Here is a 23,635-nt window from a genome sequence, read left to right as displayed (position 1 = left end):
AAACGATCACAAAACTTAAACTTGCAGTCATGACAAACCATATAAAGCTAAGAGGTACAAATAGTATGTTAAAATTCATCAGTATCATTTGTACTTTATCGTTACTAGGGGCTTGTGCAAATACTGTTGATAAAGAAACTCGGATAGAATCAGAACACGATAAACCCAATGTCGTTATGATTTTCATCGATGATATGGGCTATGGCGATATCAGTGCATTTGGTAATGATCAAGTTCCGACACCACATATCGACAGGTTGGCAAAAGAAGGCCAGAAATTTACCAATTTTTATGTCAATTCACCTATTTGCTCACCTTCTAGGGTTGCATTAAAAACAGGCGTTTACCCTCACAGAGAGCGCATAAACTCCTTTTTAGAAAGCCGAAAAAATAATGCGCAGCGCAACATGGCTGATTTTATGTCTGCTGAGCGTTTGACGTATGCAAAGCTATTTCAACAGGCAGGTTATGCAACGGCTCATTTTGGGAAATGGCACATAGGTGGCGGCAGAGATGTTGATAATGCGCCTTTGCCTAAAGCTTACGGTTACGATGAATCGCTGGTTTCATTTGAAGGGCTTGGTAATCGTATTCTTTGGCAAAAGCATGGTAATCAAAGGCTCAGCTGGCAGTACTCGCCAGATAAAGGACAAATTCTTTCAAAACGCAAACATCAAACAACAGAAACTTATGTAGATAAAGCTATTGACTTTATTCAGCGGCATAAAGGCCAACCGTTTTTGGTCAATATGTTTCCTAACGATGTGCATGATGCGCATATGCCATCGGAGGCGAAATTAGAGAAATGGCAGGGTAAAGGACGACATATCAAAGAAGATAAATTTTTTGCGGTTTTAGATGAAATGGATAGACAAATAGGCCGCTTACTCAACGCAATTGACGAAGCTGGGTTGGCTAACAATACCATCGTTATGCTCACTTCAGATAACGGACCAACTGACTGGGGGCATTATTATAAACTAAATATGACGCCACCACCCGGTTTTACAGGCCCTTTTTTTGGTCGAAAGTGGAGTTTATACGAAGGCGGTATCCGGATGCCATTTTTAATCCGTTGGCCGTCCAAAATTAAAGCCGGAATAGTTAATAACAATACTTGGTTTTCCGCAATTGATATTCTACCTAGTTTGGCCGTTATGGCCGACTTGAAGCTTCCGGCGAATGTAGAGCTTGATGGTGAGGACATGTCCAAGGCACTGATAGGTGGCAACCAAATAAGAAGCAAACCTCTTTTTTGGGAATATGGTGTTTACCCTACTATTCGTCCAGGGCTAAAAGCTCACCGTAGTCCTAAACTTGCCATGCGTGATGGTAATTATAAATTGTTGATGAACCCTGATGGCAGTCAAGTGATGTTGTTTAACTTAGAAAAAGATTTGGGTGAGAAAACCAATTTAGCGCTACAAGTACCAGAACAAGTTTCACAAATGAAACCCCAATTACTGAAGTGGTGGCAAGAAATGAACATGTATTTTATGCAAGAAAATCCCGATATAAGTGGCTATCAATGAAACTATCAATAATCATCATCATTGTTTTAACTTGGCTTGTATCGTTTCCAATTTTGGCAAAAGGCAAACAACCAAATTTCTTAATCTTTATTTCGGATGACCTTACTTTCCGAGATATTGGCGTTTATGGAAATCCGGACGTTAAAACTCCAAATCTAGATGCCTTTGCTAAACAAGGTTTAAAATTTAACCAAGCATTTTCTAGCTCGGCTATGTGCGCGCCTACTCGGATGGAGCTTTATTCTGGATTGCAGCCCGTTCGTAGCGGTGCGCATCCTAACCATGGTGCAGCTTATGAAGGTACACGAAGTTTACCTAACTATCTTCGTCCTTTGGGTTATCGGGTTGCGTTAATGGGGAAACGTCATGAAGCCCCACATGCCAGTTTTAGTTTTGAATACCTTGGCGGTAAGCATGGTGATACAAAACAAAGTCAAATTGATTTAAATCTAAAGTTGGCAGAGCGCTTTTTTAAAGAAACTGATCAACCATGGGCACTCATTGTCGCGACTAATCAACCTCATACACCATGGTTTAGAGGCGATAAATCAGCATATCTTCCAGAAAGTTTAACCGTGCCGGATTATTTGGTTGATACCATTGAAACTCGTCGAGCATTGAGTGCTTATTATGCAGAAATTACCTATATGGATCAGCAGTTCGGTACGATAATGAATATGCTGGAAGAGTCAGGAGAAGCGAACAATACATTGGCAATTTACCTATCAGAACAAGGCTCAAATTTCCCTTTTGCCAAGTGGACGCTTTATGATAACGGCCATAGAGCAGCTGCACTGATGCGCTGGCCAAATAACATTAATCGAGAACAAGAAACGGAAGCCATTATCCAATATGCCGACATTGTACCTACCCTAATTGAAGCTGCGGGTGGCGATACAACTAATATTCCACTAGATGGAAAGAGTTTACTTGGCGTTATTTCAAATCCTGCAAAAACACATAGGCAATATGCGTATGCGGTTCAAACAACAAAGGGTATTTATTCTGGTTCAGACAGTTACCCCATCAGAACAATACGCAGTAACACATACCGACTGGTTTGGAATTTAAATCATCAACAAGCTTTTTCTAATACTGTCGTTAAGCAAGGGGGGCCATCTGGCACACTTAACTCTTGGTTGAAAAAAGACGAATTAGCGCTTGCACGCGCCAACGCATATTCGCAGCGACCAGAATTTGAACTTTATGATGTAAAACAAGACCCTTACGAGCTGACTAATTTAGCAGGTAAAAAAGAACTCAGCCACATCCAAGAAAAACTATTTAACGAGCTTAAAGCTTGGATGGCACAGCAAGGCGATAAGGGCGTGATGACAGAAGCCGATGCGGTTAACCGTAAAAACCCTAGTGGGAGACACTACCCGAAAGGAATTCCCGAAGGCGGGCTAGCATTAGATTGGGATTATAAAAACGAGGGGCATTTTGATGAGAAGTAAGCTAATACAAATACTAGGGGTTGTTATAGGGCTTTGCCTCAGTGCATCGTTGCTCGCTGATACGAAAAATAAACCAAATATTGTTATTTACTTAGCGGATGATTTATCTCAACGAGATATGAGCCTATATGGAAATGAATTTATTCCAACGCCTGAACTTGAGAAAATTGCTGCAGACGGCCTTGTATTTAATCATGCTTATGTAGCGTCACCTGCTTGTGCACCTAGCAGAGCAGCTATGTTAACTGGTTTAATGCCAGCTAAGAATGGCGCAGAAGAAAATCATCAGTATCCAAAAAAGGATGTAAAAAGTTTAATCAATGATTTGAAAGCGCTAGGTTATGAAGTTGCTGCTTTTGGCAAAGTGGCTCATGGTAGCAAGGCGAGAGGCGAAAGTTACGGTTTTGACAGCTACCGACCGCATTCAAATTTGTATAATTATGATAACATCGGAAAGCTTGACCGTATGGTGGCTGATTTTTTTAAACAGCGCAAATCTGATAAGCCACTCTGTTTATTTGTTGGCACAACAAACCCACATGTACCATGGAATGATCCTGAAGTTGAATTTAGCCCAGAACGAGTTGAGCTGCCACCAAAGTTTTTAGACACACCAGAGACCCGCCGACATCGAGCTAAATATTATCAACAAATTAAAGAACTCGACCGATTAGCGGGCAAGTTGTTTGCATTACAAAAACAACACTTAGGTGATAATACTTTATTTATCCATAGTGCTGATCACGGTTCACAATGGCCTTTTGGTAAATGGACCCTCTACGATTATGGCACACGAGTACCTTTTGTTGCCCATTGGCCAGGACATATCAAGTCAGGACAAACAAATGCAATGATTAGCTGGGTTGATTTATTGCCAACCCTAATTGACATTACAGGCGGAAAGGTCGCGGAAAACTTAGATGGTCGTTCATTCAAAGATGTTTTATTTGGAAATTCAGACCAACACAGAACAGAAATATTTACGACAACCACAGCCGATGGTAACAAAAATATCTACCCAAGCCGTGCAATTCGTACAGATAAATGGAAGCTCATTCACAACATTCACCCAGAATATGCTTTTACTAATCACAGTGATCTGTTGCGCCGCGATGGGGCAGGTGGTTATTGGCATGAATGGTGGGAGCTTGGCCTTAATGATCAAAGGGCAATGGAAACAGTAATGAACTATTACGCAAATCCAGAATTTGAATTATATCGAATAGATGAAGATCCTTGGGAGATGAATAACTTAATTGACAAACCTGAAACACAAAGCATTGCTAATATGCTTAAAACAAAACTTAAAAAGTGGATGATCGAGCAAGGCGACGATGTTAAGAACACTCAAACACCGCGCCTGTTATCCGTTCCGAGCAGTTGGAAAACTTTAATTACCGGAGAAAGAAGTTTAGTTAACTGAAGTCAACTTCCATAAAGTTCGATTACCTGTCCAAGTATTTGGTCCTAATTCAAACTGGCTGTCGTCTTCTTTAATGTGGATACGCAGTCCTGATGAACGATGGATTATGCGGCCGTATTCACCTTCATTAACAAATTTCCATTGGTAGTCGTTGCCTGTTGTATTTGCATTAAATAGCTCAATATTATTGCTGTTGTTTGAACCAAGTATTTTTCCAGTCGCCACGTGAATAATTTTAAACCACTCGCCGTCGGTATGCACAACTTGCCACTGCAGCCAAGTACCTGTGCCTGATGCGACAATAAAATCATTATATGAAGAGCGATAGCGTAAACGCTCTAGCGATGCTTTGTGATCTAAAAAGTAAGTGTCTTCTGCGACAGTTGCATTACTGCCACTGGTAATTTTTAAAACATTATCATTGGTTAATTGAGAGCCTTGAAATAAAGCGGTTCTATCCGAGTTATTGGTATAACCCGTTTTATAATCTGTTACTTTAAAGTTGTGAAAAACAATATCTTCAATCACGATATTTGAAGAGGGGTCAATTTTACTTTTGTTAAGTAAGCTACCGTACAATGTAATATTGTTAAAAGTCACATTACGAATACCGGGTATACCTTGGTGCTTATCTGGATCGTAAACAGCTTGAGCTAAGCGGCTAGACTCTTTCAAGTTAGTGATACCCGCAATATCACCATAAATACGTGTGTTATTAAATTGGATGTTTTTACACTCAGTATAAGGGCCAATTTGTGAAGCCAATATGCCATTGTTATTACCTAGGCCGCCCGCCCATTCTGGTCGGTATATAATATTGTTGTTAAATAAAGTATTTCCGGAATCGGCGACATTTTCCCAACCGCACGTGGCAATTGCGCCATTAAAGCTTTGGTAAAATAAGTTATCTTCTACTGTAATAGCGCGTGTATACAAGGCATCATCTACCGCGCGAATAAAATTACCTTTAATAAGGCTGCCATTTGACGGACGAAACGCGTCGTTATTGCCATGCCAACCCCAAAGTTTTACATTTTCTATGGTGCTGTTATCACGCACGACTACACCATGCCACATGGTATCAGCAATGATTAAGCCGCGAATTGTGCTATTAGAGCCGGCAATAATGGCTTCAAACATACCTGTATTGCTGTTGTTATTTTGGCCGGGTTTCCAATAAGGGCCTGTGTTGGGGGTATTAGTTGGGTTGCGAAAATCACCCATGTACAAAACGCCACGACCATAAATTAGTATGTTGTCGCCTAAACCGCCACCAGCTGCACGTTCAATATAACCAGTGACTAGTGCGCGCGGATGAAACCAAATTGTTTTACCATTGTTAGCCGGGATTGCACCTTGAGCTTGATGGTTTTTTACATCATGAAAACCGCCTCTAAACACTATGATGTCTGCATCATACATATCTTGGTAGGTAGTATTGCTATCGTAAACCAGTTTAGTTTGACCGTTTGCAGCTGATGGCTCATTGTTATCTGAGTTGACTTCATCGACAAATATGGCCAACGGATGTTTTACCACTTGGTGTCCATTGTGACTGTTGATATTGCTCGGGATGTCGAAATTAACAATGACATATTTGGGCGAGTCTAAGTTAAATTCTATGGTGTTATTATCAATTTTTATGGGCGCTGAATCCGCGTTGATGACTTCGACGTTGCTCGCATTTGTTGATACATTTTCAGAGATAATACTGGCATTTTTACTAACACGAATGGTTATATTGCCGGCGTTTTTATCAAACGAAAATGGCGCAAAGTTAAAGCTTCTGTTTTTAAACACATTGCCGTTATTACTGGTAATCAGCTCATCTTGCGAATCGGTACGTTTAACATATAACGTTTGCCATGCTCCGTTACCTTGTTTCACTTGAGCTGTATAAGCAAGTGAGTTTGAAAAGTATGAACTGCCCGGTGCGGGCAAATTGGGGATATTCATTTGAGCATTAGCACTACATGCCAATATAAATATGGCGGCAGTTGCAATTAGAGTTTTAAAGTGCATAAGTGACCTTCTGTTGTGTGAATAAATTGCTAAATATAATATATTTTGGTATATAATTAATATAATACAATTATTGTTTTTAACATTTATTGTGTGTTATTTAACTTCCCTCTGAACTTTTAACCGTTGTACCTTTCAATGTGCCTTAAATGGAAATGTTGGGTTCGGATATCTTTCATTGAATTTACATCCAAATATTTAAGTGTCTATGAAGCATTATTAATCATCATGACTTGACTGAAGCGAGTATTTGTCTGAGCTTTCAGATGGCAAAGTGTTGCATCTAACTGACTTTATGTATCTTTTTGTGAGTTACAATTAATTAACGGGTGATTAACTTTCTAACTTATGGAATGCTGGCTTCAATTGCAAATAATGCAAACCTAGATCTTGATTAAATTATTGATCAGAAATTAGATTGGAGCTTGTTAAAAAATGATGCTTAAACAAACTTACTTGAGTATTTTTCTATCAGCGGTATTGTCGCTTGCGGCTTGTTCAAGTGATACTAAAATAAACGATGATGTTGTGACACCAGATCCAACACCAGACCCAACGCCAGACCCAACGCCAGACCCAATACCAGATCCAATACCAGATCCAATACCAGATCCAATACCAGATCCAATACCAGATCCAACACCGGTTGCGACTTGTATTGATACCTATGACTGGCCAACGGCAAGTGGCGAAGCTATCTTGTCAGATAAATATTCAGTCACATTTAGTCAAAATGGAAAGGTGATCCCAGCAGAGGTTATTCAATCTGTTTCTAAAGAAGATGAAATGCAATCTATGGATTGGGCTTCGGAATTTAGAGCCAACCCGATAAATGATCCACGTACATTTAATTGGGTATCATTGTCGTCTGAATTTTGTCAGCCGATCACCGTCACCATCACTAAATTATTTGGAGAGGGCACACAGGATGTTGAAATTGTGCCGTCGCCTTTTGCGATTATTCCTAATGTGGTAGAAGATGGTAAAAGCGTTTCGTTTGTAGTGGATAAACCACAATATGTCGCGGTCAATTTTAAAACTAGAGACAACAAACAAACCAGTGACGGAGTAGTAAAACATATGTTTGTGTTGTTTGCTGATCCGGCCGAAACTCAAATACCCGATCCAAACTCAGTAGATGTTCATGTCTATTCCGAGAACTCAACTGAAGCACAAATGAAAGCCGCTAAAACACTCTATTTCCTGCCCGGTTATCACGATTTGGGTCGACTATTTAATAAAACCGACATTGATACATCCGGCTCGTCTAAAGATTGGTTTAAGGGTACGGTTGGTAATATGGCTCCAGTAATAGATGATGGTAAACAAATCTATTTAGCGGGTGGTGCTGTTGTGCATGGCCGCCTGTATATGGGAAAAATCAGTGATACCGAAGGGGCAGACGGTCATAATATTAAAATTTTCGGCCGGGGTGCATGGTCTGGTCGTGACTATAAATGGTCAAAACAACTTGCAGATAACGGTGGTGTATTAGGGGTTAATTCATACCCTTCGAATCATTCAATTATTGGCATGAAAGGGCAAAACAATAGCATTGAAGGCATTATCGTTTCTGATCAAGCAGGCCATGGTGTTAACTTAGGGAATGGTAATAGTTTATATAAAAACTTTAAAATTTGGGGCTGGCACCCAAACAATGACGGTGCTAGACCTTGGGGTAATAAGCCAAATGTTATTGAAGATAGTTTTTTTAGAGCAGTAGACGATGCTTTTTACAATAAATCACTGATGGTAACCAATACCGTATTTTGGCACTCATACAATGGTTCAATTGTCACATTAGGATGGAACGGAAATTACGATACCGAAAACTCAACCTTCATTAACAACTATATCATTTATCCAGAATGGCATTCGCTTGGTAACAACCACGGTATTGTGATGTCACAAATTGATTATGACATGTCTGGCACGAATGTACTGATTAGAAATCTGCACATCGATGGCAACATACCGGGGTTGGTAAATTTACATAATAGTACAGAGCGTTTAAACAAAGGCGAAAAATTTATCGACAACAGCCATAATAATAGAAACTCCGTTGGTCAAGTGTCTGGCATTTATTTTGAGAATGTTACTGTCACAGGTCAACAGCTTGACTTCAGCGGCAATGGTTATGAACAATCCGCAAAAGCATCTAAAGGATTAATTGAAGGTACTGTTTTAGACAATGGCGACATTTATAAAATGTCAGACATTAGCTTTAACCATGTCAAAATTAATGGTGTTTGTTTAACAGAAGATAATAAAAACACTTATAACCAAATTGACCCGGTAACCACCGAAGATATTGTTTTTCACGGCTGTAATGGCGCACAATACAAAATAACGGTTTTAAGCAATGAAAATGGGAGTGTTAAACCTTTGGAGGGTGACATCACATTACTGGCGGGTAAATCTCAAACTTTTACCTTTGAAGCCAAAGATGGTTACAAGCTATCAGATGTTTTAGTGAACGACATATCACAAGGTGTAGTTAGCAGTTATACGGTAAATAACGCAAATGCTGATGTGAAAATTGAAGCTGTATTTGTTGAGCAATAGAACTTAGCTTAATGAAACTCAAATGTTTGCTAAAGATTACGCACAAGTTTTTTTGTGCGTAATCGCAGATGTTACCCCAAATAGCAAATATTTAATTGGCGTTAATCAATCTGAATGACTGATTATCATTTCCAGAGCAACCCCATTGCTGAACGTTAGCGCCATTATCTTGATTATTAAACGCTATATCTAAACATTTTCCACTTTGTTTTCCTTTAATTTGTACATATCCGTTACCTGTACTTTCAATGGAAAATAGCTGGTTATCACTACCGGAAAATCCCCATTGATGCACATTACCGCCATTAGCAGTTGAGAAGTTTTGAATATCCATTGCTTTTGCGCTTAACACGTTGACCAACTTATAATAGTTTCCCGATACTAACGTAATTTGCCATTGTTTCTGGGTGCCTTGTTGGCTATCCCACTGTTGAATGTTGCCGCCATTGCTGGTAGAAAAACCGCCAACTTCTACATACTTTCCGCTGTGTTTTGCTTCAATAAAATAAGTACCATTCGCCACGCCGCCAGTACCATTGTTAGCGGTAATATTCAATTTTGCGCCATTTGTTAAATTATTTCCTTCAAATAACTGACTGTTTGTTCTGTCATTGTTATTTAAATAACGATTCGCAAACCCAGTTATTTTTATATTATGTAAATCTATGTTGCTGACATCAAAGGCACCATCATGCTCTACTAAATTAGGCGCTTTTAAACTGCCATTAATTGTTAAATCGTTTATCGCTACGTTTCTGACCCCCGGAAAACTAGACTGACCACTCCAGTTTGGTGACTCGTGGCGTCGACTGCTCGGTTTTAAGTTTAATATGGCGATTGTATCGCCCCAGATCTCCATATTATTTATTGTGATCCCGGTACATTCTTGTGTATCACCTAATTGCGACGCAACAATACCGTTGTTATTACCTTTGCCAGTCCATTCTGGGTAAATCACTGTTGTATTATTTAATTCAATACCACCCGTATGATATTTTCCGACCCAACCGGCTGTAATTAATGCGCCATTATAGCTTGGCCAAATAAGATTGTTTTCTCCTGTCATAGAAAACGCATAAAATGCATCATCAACAGGGCGTATAAAGTTGTTTCTCACAAGCGAGTTATTACCCGGACGCATACCATCATTATTTGCATGCCAGCCCCATATTTTTACCCGTTCAATCAGTGCATTTTCGCCAACAACAATGCCATGCCACATGATATCGCCAATGATAAGACCACGTATTTCTACGTTTTTACTACCGTTTAATGAAATAGCTTCGCTTAGCGCGCCGGAATGGACATAATCAGGGTCATTCGGTCGCCAAAATGGACCCGAGTTTGGATTGTTTGGGTTGTTTCTATGCTCACCCATGTATAACAAACCACGGCCATATACCTCTGCGTTGGGGGCAACATTAAAGCCCGTGTTATTATTGCCATCAACCCCAATAAAAGAACCAGCAACCACAGCGCCGGGCGCTAACCAGATTTTTGCACCCGCTTTAAATCGTACGCCGTCGTTACCAAATCTACTCACTACATCATGGTATCCGTCTCTAAACACAATAATGTCGGCATTTCTTAACTGAGTTTGTGAAACGCTGGGTGAGTACACAACTTTATTTGCACCATTGGGTTCATTCAAATCGCTGTCGATTGGATCGGCAAAAATCATCAGCATATTTTTGACAACTTTATGCACGTTGTAGGATTTTTGGTTGTCTGATAACTTAATATTGACGGATACATACTTTGGATTATTCAGTTTAAAGTCGATGGTATTGTTATTAATTTTAGTCAAACCACCATCGGCATTGATAACTTCAACGTTTGCAGCGCCTGCGGAAATATTGCCCGCTATGTTTGATTTTATAACTCTCACTGTGACAGGGCCACCGGCGGGATCAAATGAAAAAGACGAAAAGTTAAAAGTTCGGTCTAAAAATAAACCATTTTGCCCGCTCGTCATGAGTTCATTTTGTGATTCTGTCATCCAGGTTTTTACAGTGATAAAACTTTGGTTACCTTGTTTAACTTTGACAGTGTAATAGTTGGAGTTTTGTAAGTAGCCTTGGGCAACTGGCCAGTTTGGTGTAACAATTTGAGCTTTTAGAGATTGGCTGAATATAAACAATATCAAGCCAAAACAAAAAAGTGCTTTTTTCATTTTTAGTTCCTTTGTGTGTAGTGAATTAAATATCGGGTTGTTAAAAAAATAAACAACCCGATTAACAATTTACTAACCCAAAAGGTAACGCGTCAGACACTTTGTATTATATATCAGTCAATCTGTCCCTATTTGGCGTTTTTTTCGTCTAACCCTTTGTATTCAAACCAATCAAAATAAGCGGTTTTGTTACTGGGTTTATTGTGGCTGGTTGCATACATGCCAACATAAGGTCCATTAAAGCCGAGTGCAATATTGTCACTGGTTGCATCTGCATTTACTGCACCTCCAATGCTCTGCAGCTTGTCTTCTGATTCACCATAACTGAAATACAATTTAATATCTTCGCTTGCAACAATCTTAAGTACAGCAGAGTCAGCGGAGTATGCCTGACGTGCAACTTCAGATAACTTGCCTTTGCGGTAGTATGAAAGTTCAACATGATCGCCTTTTAAGACAAACTGATACCAATTATCTTTATTGCGATAAACCACTAAACCCGCAGCTTCGTTTTGTTTGCGGTTTTGCAAACTGACATGAGTGCTTGCCACATACTGTAAATCACGAGTTCTGTGTAACACCATAGAAGGGTTAACTTTGTTCATATGGCCCGTTTCTGGTTGTAATTCAACGGCTAATTTACCTTTAGACAATTTGTACCAGTTACGCGTTGGATTGCGTAAAAAATTGAACTCTAAATCCAATTTATTGGCATCAAAATTATAACGATGTGGTTTTGCCGGGAATGGGCTCCAAGGTAAGTTAGGACGTTTGTCTATTTCTAATATTCTATTTACCGGAGCATTAAAAACAGGCCAGCCATTTTCCCATTCGACTTTGGTTAAATAGGACTCGCGCGCGAGCATTGTTTTACCGTTAAAATTCCGTTTAGCCAACATAACAGACCACCATTCACCATTTTGAGTTTGGATTAAATCAGCGTGGCCAGTGGTGTGAATAAAAGCTTTACGCCCCATATTTCTGTGTGTCATTACCGGGTTATTTTGAAATGGTTCGTATGGGCCTTTAACATTTTCACTTTTAAACACAGAAACAGCGTGACTAGAGCCTGTACCCCCTTCAGCAACTATCAGAAAATACTCGCCGTTAATCTTATAAATATGAGGACCTTCGGTATAATGAGCCTGAGCCGCATGACCAAAAGTAAGCTGCGTTTTTTTACCCAATAATTTACCGGTTTTTAAATCAATTTCTTGTATCCAAATACCATTCGCATTTTTCCATGGCGCTTTAGATTTATCTAAAATGCCTGTACCCGAGTAATATACTTTTCCATCGTCATCCCAAAACAAGTCCGGATCTATTCCTCTATCACCTTCAACCCAAATAGGTTTACTCCAAGGGCCTTTTGGATCTTTAGCGGTTACGTAAAAGTTGTCTCCGCATCTGACACAGGTTGTGATCATGTAGAATAGCCCGTCATGGTAGCGCAAGGTCGGTGCGTAAATTCCACGGTTTGGGTCAACTTGAGCTAACTCAGGTAAATAGCTGGGTTCTGATACGGCATAACTGATCAACTGCCAGTTAACCAGGTCTTTACTATGGTAAATAGGGACTGCAGGAAAAAACTCAAAACTTGAATTTGCAAGATAATAATCATTCCCCACTTTAGTAATAGTTGGATCGGGTGCAAAGCCGGCAATAATTGGGTTTTTAAAAGTTTCAGGTGCCGTCTGTGCTTGAACGCTGGTAGAGATTAATGCGATAGAGGCCAAACTTGTAGATAGCCACTTCAATAATTTTTTTTTCATCATAGCTTGCTCGTTAAATTTAATTTTTGGATAAAGCTGCTTTTGGAGGCAACACTCTATTTAAGCAGAAAACTGCTAAAGTAATGTTAACAAGATGAAAAGTTTTGAAACTGACTTATAATCTCTTTAGTTAGACAAATTGTTTAACTAATCTCATTTAGTTGATATATTATTACAAATTAAATAACAAATCTGATTACCCGAGCAGCTAAACACTAAAGAAGACTGTATGAACAAAAATATTCTAAATAGCACTCATCATATCAAAGGACTGATTACTCTTATTTACATTCTATTATTTGGTACCTTAGAAGGCGTACAAATAAAAAATGCATATGCGCTTGAGAATTACCAACCTAAACTGACGGTAAATCTAAATAATCAAAAATTATGGCGCCGCTTAGATTGGTTAGATAGCAGCCGTTTATTTAGTATGAGTGTCGATCCATCTGGACATCTATGGCTGGGCTTAGATACTCAAATAGCTTTTTATAACGGCAGCGAAGTCCAATACTTTGGTAAAGAAGATGGGGTAGAGTTAAATAAAATAACCGCCATACGAGCCTTATCAAATGGTGTCGTACTCGCAGCTGATAACAAAAGGATTTACCAATATAAAGATAAAAAATGGAAGTTGATTCAAACAGGCTTAAATATTCCTTATTCCGCTCAGTTTCGCGAAGGAAATGACGGTAGAACTTGGCTTGCTGCAGCGAATAAGTTGCTAGCTTTTAAAAACGAAAAAATTACCATTTACAGTGGTGCTGGTAAATTTATCACTGATGTTTTGGTGGATGATAATAACCAAGTTTGGACACTTGATCTTGAAACAGGCGATGTCGTTATCCATAAAGCCACGCCACAAGAATTAATTGTCCAAAAAGAATTTAAAGGTCTAGTCTATTCAAATGAAAGGCGAGAAATGACCTACCAAGCAGGACAATTGTTACAAAGTGATTCTGGGGCTGTGTGGGTGGTTAATTCACTATCAGATGTACCACCGAAATCATATGAACCTAGTATTAATGTTTGGCGTGAACATCAATTACCATCCAATGTAAATAGCGCTATTTTACAATTACCGGAAGGGCATATTGTCGTTACAGGGCAATCATCGTTACACATACTGGACAATGGCCTATGGAACACCGTGGATAATGAAAAAATCGATTTAACAACCTCATTTAATCAATTGCATTTAAACGAACAAGGTTATGTTTGGTTAATGCAAAGACGTTCAGCGATTTTACGGTACGATCACGCAGGGAAACGCAACAAAATATATGATGAGCTATTTTTTCAATGTGAAGATGTCAGTGGTAGGCAGTATTTTTTCAATCCTGAAGGTGACGTGGTTGTACACGATAAAAATACACTAAGCTGGTTAAGATATACTCAAAAAGATGGTTTGATTAAAAATACCAATCAATTGATTTGTACAGCTTCGGGTGATGCGATTGCATTAGGCGGTCACAACAACTACCTAGCATTTAGTGTCTTTAAACCAGAGAAAAACTATTGGAACACTAAACAAACGCAATTTAGTTTGTCTTCGGCTTCTTTTGTTGTTGCTACACCCAACAATAAAAAGCACGAGCGCACGTTTTTATCTATTAATACCATAGATACATCTAACCCTAGTACAGGCATTTATGAACTAGCAAAAACAGGTAATCAAAATTATCAATTAACCCTGTTTAAGAGCCTGCATAGTCGCGTAAACAATTTGGCTATTTTGTCGACCGGAGATTTGATTTCAAGCAGTAATATGGTGCAAAAAATCTCGGTTAATAAACCAGAGAGCAAACCCGAAATGTTATTAAATCAACGGGTCGATAATATGGTGGTTGATCATGAGGATAATGTTTGGGTTGCGACATGGGCGTCGGGGTTAAGCCGTTTTGATGGACAGCATTGGACAAAAGTAAAACAAGCCGAGGATACTGCGTTTTCAAGGATAACCCAGCTTTTTGTAACCCAAACTGGCGATTTGCTGGCGCTCGCACAAGGGCGCTTATTAAGATTTGATGGCAATAATTGGCAAGCAATGGATTTAGCCAACATTGAAACACGCAGGTATGGTAATCAAATCAATCAAACCCAAGATGGTTCTGTATGGGTCAGCACGGCCAGTTACCATTGGATGTTTAGAAATTATTACAGTGAAATAAAACAGAAAATGTTTGAAACCATTCGTTACAAACCTGATTTAAATCCACCAGAAACTTATATTCAGTGGATTTCAGCAAAAGATAAATACTCAAATTCGATTTATTTTACGTTAAGAGGCGTAGATAAATGGAACGAAACGCCTAGTTCAAACTTGCAATACAGTTATCGCCTAAATCAAGGCGAGTGGAGCGACTTTTCATCCCAAACCACTGCCTTTATTAGTGATTTGAAAACCGGTGAACACCTTTTAGAAGCCAGAGCCAGAGACGGTGATGGTAATATAGACAAAACGCCTTACCAATTACCGGTTACGATAAACCTGCCATTCTGGCAAACGCTCTGGTTTTGGCTGTTATGTGCCGCAATGATATTGGCAGTTGTTTCACTGATGGCGATGCTCTTTATTCAACGAGCCCGAAATCTAGTTGCATTAGAAAAAGCTAGACTGCAATTTTTGACGCATGTATCCCACGAGTTGCGCACGCCACTTACACTAATAACATCCCCATTGGAAACTTTAGATAAAACAGCGTTAACAGATAAAGCACTGAAAAAAATCGATATTGCGCTGAGAAATAGCAAACGTTTATCTAGTTTGGTTGAGCAAATTCTGGATTATCGAAAAGTTCAAGCTGGAAAGCACAAGATCTATCCATTAAATGGTGATGTCGTCGCATTTTGCCATAGCTTAGCTAACGACTTTTCAGAAATTGCCAAGCAGCAGGACCAAAGCATGGTGTTTCATTGTGAAATGGAGCACGCAATGTGTCAGTTTGATCCTGATGTTTTACATAAAATATTAGATAACCTGATATTTAATGCGCTCAAATATTCGCCGCAAGGTAGCAAAGTTGAATTAAGTTTCTCGTATGTCAAAGCGCCTTCAGAATTAATTTTTACCGTTGAAGATTGCGGAGAAGGAATTAACGACAAATTATTAAAAAACGTGTTTAATCCTTTCTTCAGTGGAGAGAAGTCAGCACACCAACAATTCTCAAGCTTTGGTATTGGCCTAGCTTTGGTAAAAGAGCTTGTTGAATTGTGGGGTGGAAACCTGGTAGTTGAAAGTCCGATTCACAATAAATCGGGTCGAAAGTTTGGGACAAGAATACGGGTGAGCTTACCAGTTGATGTATCGGTAATTAAACAAGGTGTAAATCCCTCAACTGAGTTGAATCAACCTGTCGATGAAGAACAGACAGATCTTGTAACAAATAAACGTCCGCTTGTGTTGCTTGTCGACGATCATGTTGAATTACTTGAGTTTTTAGCAGAGGAATTGTCTGATACTTATCAAGTAATTAAAGCTGACAATGCTGAATTAGCAATAAAAATTGCTCAGCAAAAAGTGCCTGATGTGATTGTTTCGGATGTATGCATGCCGGGTATGGATGGTGTTGAAATGTGCAGAGTATTGAAATCCAGTACAGAGACCAGCCATATTCCGCTTTTACTGCAAACCTCATTCGCATCTGAAAGCAAGCAAATAGAAGCACTTAAACTGGGCGCAATTGATTTTTTAACTAAACCCGTATCCATTGACGTATTATTAAGTAAAATCTCGAGCCAAATTAGAACCAGAGAGCAGCTCGCTCAGCGTTTTAAAGTTCAACATTTAGCTACATTTGATGACAACCCGCCAGAGTTTGAACAATTTGAAAGTAAATTTATGAAACGGGTAATCGACTTGGTTGAGCTCCACCATTCAGAGACCCGCTTCTCCGCCGAAGCACTTGCTAAAGAAGTTGGCATGAGCCGCAGTGCATTTTATCGTAAATTTAGTGCAGTGGTTGGTATTCCGCCAGCTGAATATATAAAAAATTATCGTTTGGATAAAGCTGCTCAAATGTTAAAACAAGGTGCCTATATTGCCGAGGTTGCCGAAAAGATTGGTTACACAGAAACGAGCCCGTTTAACCGTGCTTTCAAAAAATACTTTAATTTAACCCCATCACAGTATAGAAAACAATCAAAAGACAAAACACAAAGCTGACACTTTGTGTTTTTCTGATTTGTTTTTCGCTATTTTAATATTCTTGATTACAATTAAAATTTACAATATATTTACTAATATATCTAAAAAGAGTATTTTTCGTTTTTTAGTGACCTGCAGTCACTTTATTTAAGTTGTTGAATATTATTGTTTTTTTATGTTGAGTTTCTAACCATGCTACTGTCTGTACTTTATCTATAATACCCTTTAATTGTATTATATTAATTCAATTTGTATATTTGGTCAGGTTATTGAATCGTTTGGTCGTGGTAGTTTATGCATTCATAACATAAATTTAACAACACATGTTCGCCGAACATGACAACAAACACATGGCTAGAGAAGAAGAGATAAACGATGTTTAAACAAACAAAATTAGCCCGAAATATACAACAATATTTATGGGCATCGTTAGCACTCACGCTACCAAGTATATCAAGCACACAAGCTCAAGAATCTCAAACAGCAGAACCAGCTGAAGAGACGGAGATAATTTCTGTAACAGGTGTAAGAAGCTCCTTACGAGATGCTGCATTCCTTAAAAAGAATGCATCACAAATAATGGATGCGATATCCGCTGAAGACATTGGTCAATTGCCTGACAACAATATCGCAGAAGCGCTGCAGCGTGTCACCGGTGTGCAAATTGGCCGTGACGACACGGGGGCTGGCGCCGGTTTTCAGGTACGGGGTTTGAGCCAAAACCGAGTTGAAGTAAATGGTCAAAGTATGGCGAGTTCCGACGGCTCACGGACAGGTTCTTTTGCAAATGTAGATTCAGCTTTATTTAAAGCAATTGAGGTTTACAAGTCGCCGACGGCAGACATGGTTGAAGGCGCAATCGGTGCCACTATTCGCTTAAAAACCTTTCAGCCGTTAGAGCGTAAAAATGGCTTTGTAAACATTAATGCTCAAGGTACAGAAGATTCATTGGCGCAAGACAAAGGCGGAAAGCTGTCTATTGCAGCTATGGACAACTGGGAGCTGGAGAGCGTTGGTGCAGTAGGTGCATTATTAAATGTCTCATACGAAAAACGTTTTGCGGAAACGCACGAAATGAAAACGGCTTGGTCACCAGCAATTTCTAATCAGTTACTAAACAATGAATTTTTGGACGGTACATTAACCGAGCAAGCATTAGCTGATGATGGCACATACAGGGATAAAACTTCAACAGACGTTAATATACCATTTTCAGTATTTCGTCCTGAAGATATTGGCTTTCGCCGCTTAGCATTCGAACAAGATAATCTATCAATCGACAGTACTATCCAATGGCAGCCCAGTGAAGACTTAGAATTTACGTTATTCGGACAAGTGTCTCAGTTTGAAAGGGGTAATATTGGGCAAGAGATTAAATACGGCACTCGGCACCAAAAAAATGCAATTCTTGATCACGACTTAGTTGCAACTAGCCGAGATGAATCGCCGGTAATATTAGGCGCTTGGTCTAGACAGCCAACTTCCAGTGAATACTTCTTAACTCAAAGTTATTTAAACGAGGCAGCCAAAGATAATTCAATTTCACCAAGCGAAAATGATTATATTCAAGCTAATCAACCTTTAGACCGTTACATAGTTGAGTCTGGTACATTAACGCCTACGGGATCGGCTTTTCATGCTCCAATTGCAAGTCAGTATTCCTCAGATATTAATACTATAGATTCGGAAACGTTTAGCCTCGCAACTAAGTATTATTTAACTGACAATTTGTTAATCGAAGCAAAATACGCCTATTCTCATTCTGAAGGTAAAGGAGATAATATCGCACAGCGATTTAGCCCGGGTACAAACGCCGCCGATACGGCCGGAAATGCACTTTCTAACGCTTACGTTCATTACGATTTTAGCCCTGATAAAGAGCTTCCATTAGTGGGTGTTTCTTATCTCGATTCACAGACAAACGAAGAACTAAAACTTGAAAACCCACTTACTGACAAGTCTCTTTACGCTTTACACAATGGCTGGGGCTCAATTTCTACCAATGAAAATGAAAAAGATGAATTGACGCTTGATATTGATTGGATGTTAGATCATGACGTACTAACCAAAGTGGAATTTGGTGCACGTTACGCCAATAATCAAATGAAACGCCATAGACAAAGATTAGAATTTATTAACTTTGGTAATTATTCTATATTTTCTAATAACTGGCGCGTTTACGATAGAGATACCTCTACTCGTCCTGAAAGTGACAATATAAACAGCAATGATAAAATCTCGATTGAATTCGCCGATCAAGTCATGGCTGAAGAGTATAATCAGGCTGGTTTTTATGGAAATAACCTGACGACATCACCTTCGATGTTTCCAGAAGCTAATGGTGGTGGTGTGCAACCTTGGCTAACTTTGGACATGTCACACAATGCTTTTAAAGATATGATTCTAACAGCATTTCCGGGCCGTCAAGGTGACTGTTTAATCGTTGATGAAGATACAAAATGTCGTAATAATGAATTAGTAGCAGAGGATGGCTACAACGAATATGACGCTATCCTAACAATACCACAAGCTCAGTACGATAAAGATGGTTCGTATCCTTATTTAATTACCGAGTCGACTAAAGCGGTATACGGTAAAGTAAACTTTGAAACTGAAATTTTAGATTACTTTGTCAGTGGTAACTTCGGTGTACGTTATGTAGAAACTGAAACTGAAACGCTTGGTGTTGTTACAAATTACTTCTTAAATGGAAATGAAGTACGCAAGGACAATGATGGACAAGCAGTTGAGCAGTATGACGCGATAACGGGCGACAATTCATACTCAAATTTATTGCCTTCATTGAACATTAACTGGGCTATCACTGAGGATATGTTACTACGTTTTGCGGCAGCTAAAACAATGTCTCGTGCTAACCCTCAAGATTTATCACCCTCCATTGATTTGCCAAACTATTCTTGGACAGCGAAAAAAGGTAATCCAAACCTACTTCCGGAAGAAGCGACTAACTATGATTTGTCTTGGGAGTGGTACATTAACGAGACCAATAGTTTGTCCGCCGCTTTATTTTTAAAAGAGCTAGATAACTTTTTAACCAACCGGTTTTATGTCATCTCAGGTAAATCTGACAGAGATGGCGACGGAGACCTTACCAATGACCCTATTACAGTAAAAGAGCCTATTAATGGTGGTGATGGGCGTATTGAAGGGATCGAATTAGCCGCGTTGCATACATTCGATTATTTACCTGGATTATTAAATGGTTTTGGTGTTCAAGCAAACTATACCCACACAAGTAGTTCACAAGAGTCGGGGTTTAGTGAGCTGGATGGTTCGACTTTACCTGTACTGAACCTGTCAGCTGACAGCTATAACTTTACGTTGTTCTACGATAAAAACGGTTTTAACTTCCGGGCGGCGTACAACTACAGAACAGAAAATTTAAATGGTACTTCTACCGCGGGGGTTGATCCACTTGCTTATGATAAATACGAAGACTACTTAGGCGTCGAAGGAAATACAGTCTACTCGGCTCGCGGTATTCAGCTGCCTGAATGGAACGACGAATTTGCAACACTCGATTTATCAGCAAGCTACAGATACAAAAAATATAACTTCTTTATACAAGCGCGTAATTTCTTGTCTGAACCAAGCAGACGTTACGCGGGCGATCAAGATAGTACTAAACATTTACTTACCCGCTATCAAGAAACCGGCACAAGCTATGTAGCTGGTTTTAGTGTGCGTCTGTAAAGCAATTTGTATCTCAACAAGAATTTAGGAAAGAACTATGAATACTAAATTAACTTATTTGTCTGTAGCTTTATTGACCGCGTATTTAGCTGGATGTAAAGCAGACCTAAAACCGACAGATATTCAGGTAGATGATAAATTTACCCCCAATGAAATATTGTACGATTACGAAGGTGACTCGTTTACTCGAGAACAACGCATTGTGGTTCGTGGCTCAAATGCGCCCGACGCAACAGCTGAAGAAAAAGTCGGTAAAACTGAGTATTTCAACTATGCTGAAAGCCCAGCACACCGGCAGGTACCTTCGATTACCACGCCAATTACAGGTTTAACCGTTGGGTTAGAATCATCGATTTATGTAGAACTTGTGCAAGAAATTAGTGGCACTTGCTACGATCCGTCAGTCTTAAGCCATTTTGATTCTTTTGCAGTTTGTACTGAAGCAGAAGCATTTGAAACTGAGAGTGGGGAAAGTGTCACTATCGTAGAGCAACCAGAAGATGTCACACCTCAAGGTAAGTTTAAATACAGCTTATCAAAAACAATCAATGATGCTGATCAAACTGAAGTCGGAATGGAAGCCCCTTTAACTGCAGAGCAAGGTGTTTTTATTAATGGCACAATCATAAATGCGACATTTGATTTGACTGATCAAGATTGGAATAAGCTTTATAGAGCGCAACTTAATATCGGTGGCATTACGCAGGAGTACATACTTAAAACGGGCGAGCGAAATCCAAAAGTAACCTCCGGCAGTGTTAATTTTTTAGGTCGTGATTTGGAGAATACCCGGCCGGGAAGAGCGATTAAAAAATCGTTAGAGTTTTCAGGGTTCAACACGCAAGTACCTGTAAAAGTTGAATTGGAAGACGGTAAAGACTATTCAGTACAATACCAGTTGGGTAATGGTTCGTTAATGGATTATTCTGGAGAAGCCTTTTTTATTACCGCTGAAAACAATAAATTCAGTTTGTATTTTACTACGCCAGATGACGCATTTGAGCAAACCTACACCACAAAAGTAGTAGTAGGCGAGATAACCCCAGCGTTAGATGAGCACGGTAATCTGATTGACGGTGATAGTTCAACGACCAACAACCAACTCGTGGATAGTTTTACTTTTACCAACCATAGCGCAGACTATGTGCCGGGTCCAAGTACAGACATCTTGTTTCCACCATTAAAATCAGCCACTTCTGAGAGTTCGATTAAGTTCCGTGGTGAATCTTATATCAATATGGACCAGGCTGAGTTTAGTTCGCAAGACGATATCAATGTAACTGCGATTATACTCCAACAAGTTGATGAAACCTTTGAACCATTGCCAGATGCTGCTGAAATTGTTATTTCAGGTGATGATTTAGTTGAAATTGAATCAGCCCGCCAGACCGTTACTGTTGGCGAGCGCCAACAAGTACTTAAAAAGTTTGCGTGGACGGCAGATGTCAATTTGCAAGGCGACACAAATATTTTCAGTGTGCGCGCTAAATCTGATTTACAGGGCGTGAAAGAAAGCATCTCTGAACCACAATTTATCACTTTAAATTTACGTTCAAGCATGCCTTATTATCCCCATTCCGCTGCAAGCACCTATTTTAAAGACTTGACAGATGTCACAATAGATAACCGCGACGTAGCCAACCCTAGAGTGTATCTATCTGATGTCTCTAACCTAGCGGTAAATGGCAAGACCATTATTTGGGAATTTCCATTAGCTCAAAATGCCCCTATTAGTTGTCGTGCGACTATTAACACCGATGTTCACGGCATTCAATTTAACCATGCGGTGCCTAAGGTTGGTGGTTTATTTGTCGGCGGTTGGACATGGAAATTCGGTCATATCGGTGATAGCGAATTAAATGGCCAATTGCTGAATTTAGAAACGCGTTTAAACGTTTCTGGTAACTCACCTGAGTATGCAAGTCATATGGCGTTTGACCCAAGCGGTTACACTTTGTATATGGCAGCACAATCAAACTTTGGCTTCCAACTTAACGAACAACAATTTGTTGCTTCGCAAACCTTTAAGTTTACAGAAGAAGCAGACGGAACCATTAATTACAGCCGTTCAAGCAACCAAAACGTTAATAACGGTTCACGCGGTGCATTTAAAGGTGCGATAGCCAAAGAGACCACAAGTGCAGGTGATGCAAACCAAGAACTTAACAATGGCTTTTCTATCGACGCATACACAGTTACGTACACCAACGATGAGGGGCTCGAGGTAACTGAAGATTGGATTCTCTCATTAGATGGTGTTGTTAATGGTTTTGGTCGCAATGACCCTGATTTGAATACCACTAACAAGGGTGATGTGTATTTACGTAGCATGAAAGTGCCGGCGGATGAATCTGCGATTAAGTCACACAACCCAGAACAAGGCCATGTGATTATCAACTTAGTAGATAAAAACAATGGTGACGCACCTGTCAGCTTATATCGCGCAAATGCTGTCGCGATAGACGATAAGCGAGGTTACGCTTACATTGCTGTCCCAGAAACTGTAAATGATGCAAAAGAAGACATTATTTGGAAGGTCGATTTAAAAGACATTCGTGACCAAGGCATACGCCAATGGTCAGCTGAAAAATTATCAAGCAACGAAGGTTTTGGTAATGACTCTCCATTACAAATGGGTCGAATTTCCGCCATGGTAATGGAAGCCGATCTTGATTATCTAATTGCCACAGATGAAGAAAAAGGTTCGGTAATCGCAATCGATCCAATTTCAGGCCAACGTGTTGTGCTGTTAAAAGGCACAAGTACAGAGCCAGCTTCAGTGTGTAATTAAATGTAACTAATTTTGAATGCGGCTAGTTTTAGCTTCTAG

At 39.5% G+C, this 23,635-nt stretch carries 10 protein-coding genes; 7 read left to right on the top strand and 3 right to left on the bottom strand.

Going from position 1 to position 23,635, the window contains the following annotated elements:
• The first annotated feature begins 65 nt into the window (after positions 1-65).
• Genes OLW01_RS15775 through OLW01_RS15765 form a run of 3 tightly spaced genes read left to right on the top strand, consistent with a single transcriptional unit; the run spans position 66 to position 4,412 of the window.
• Positions 66-1,532 (top strand): sulfatase-like hydrolase/transferase, encoded by a 1,467-nt coding sequence (locus OLW01_RS15775; RefSeq protein WP_268076518.1) that lies wholly within the window; start codon positions 66-68, stop codon positions 1,530-1,532.
• A complete protein-coding gene (locus tag OLW01_RS15770; protein WP_268076517.1) occupies positions 1,529-2,989 on the top strand; it encodes a sulfatase family protein in 1,461 nt (486 codons plus the stop codon). Before OLW01_RS15775 ends, OLW01_RS15770 begins: the two co-directional genes overlap by 4 nt.
• Positions 2,979-4,412: a sulfatase family protein gene (locus OLW01_RS15765; RefSeq protein ID WP_268076516.1), complete on the top strand. Its 1,434-nt coding sequence runs from the start codon at positions 2,979-2,981 to the stop codon at positions 4,410-4,412. The genes OLW01_RS15770 and OLW01_RS15765 overlap by 11 nt, the downstream gene beginning before the upstream one ends.
• On the opposite strand, the gene OLW01_RS15760 is transcribed toward OLW01_RS15765, so the two are convergent.
• Entirely contained in the window at positions 4,401-6,434 is a 2,034-nt protein-coding gene (locus tag OLW01_RS15760; protein WP_268076515.1) for a hypothetical protein, read from the bottom strand. The two genes, OLW01_RS15765 and OLW01_RS15760, sit on opposite strands and share 12 nt — an antisense overlap.
• A 435-nt stretch (positions 6,435-6,869) precedes the next feature.
• Between OLW01_RS15760 and OLW01_RS15755 the strand changes: the two genes are divergently transcribed.
• Positions 6,870-8,999 (top strand): glycoside hydrolase family protein, encoded by a 2,130-nt coding sequence (locus tag OLW01_RS15755; protein WP_268076514.1) that lies wholly within the window; start codon positions 6,870-6,872, stop codon positions 8,997-8,999.
• Between the two features lie 91 nt (positions 9,000-9,090).
• On the opposite strand, the gene OLW01_RS15750 is transcribed toward OLW01_RS15755, so the two are convergent.
• Both OLW01_RS15750 and OLW01_RS15745 read right to left on the bottom strand, forming a co-directional pair.
• Positions 9,091-11,172 (bottom strand): RICIN domain-containing protein, encoded by a 2,082-nt coding sequence (locus OLW01_RS15750; protein WP_268076513.1) that lies wholly within the window; start codon positions 11,170-11,172, stop codon positions 9,091-9,093.
• Between the two features lie 128 nt (positions 11,173-11,300).
• Positions 11,301-12,947: a glycoside hydrolase family 43 protein gene (locus OLW01_RS15745; RefSeq protein ID WP_268076512.1), complete on the bottom strand. Its 1,647-nt coding sequence runs from the start codon at positions 12,945-12,947 to the stop codon at positions 11,301-11,303.
• Positions 12,948-13,173: 226 nt separating this feature from the next.
• Here OLW01_RS15745 and OLW01_RS15740 point away from each other — a divergent pair, with 226 nt between their 5' ends.
• From OLW01_RS15740 to OLW01_RS15730, 3 genes are all read left to right on the top strand, one after another.
• Positions 13,174-17,109 carry a helix-turn-helix domain-containing protein gene (locus OLW01_RS15740; RefSeq protein WP_268076511.1) on the top strand — a complete coding sequence of 1,312 codons (3,936 nt, stop codon included), beginning with the start codon at positions 13,174-13,176 and terminating at the stop codon, positions 17,107-17,109.
• Positions 17,110-17,466: 357 nt separating this feature from the next.
• Complete coding sequence (locus tag OLW01_RS15735; RefSeq protein WP_268076510.1) at positions 17,467-20,805, top strand: TonB-dependent receptor; 3,339 nt, start codon at positions 17,467-17,469, stop codon at positions 20,803-20,805.
• Between the two features lie 37 nt (positions 20,806-20,842).
• Positions 20,843-23,596 carry a hypothetical protein gene (locus OLW01_RS15730; protein ID WP_268076509.1) on the top strand — a complete coding sequence of 918 codons (2,754 nt, stop codon included), beginning with the start codon at positions 20,843-20,845 and terminating at the stop codon, positions 23,594-23,596.
• The last annotated feature ends 39 nt before the right edge of the window (positions 23,597-23,635 follow it).

This window comes from Catenovulum adriaticum (assembly GCF_026725475.1).
Taxonomy (GTDB): domain Bacteria; phylum Pseudomonadota; class Gammaproteobacteria; order Enterobacterales; family Alteromonadaceae; genus Catenovulum; species Catenovulum adriaticum.
The sequence above is the reverse complement of the archived record's forward strand: the minus strand, read 5'-3'. Positions and strand labels throughout refer to the sequence as shown.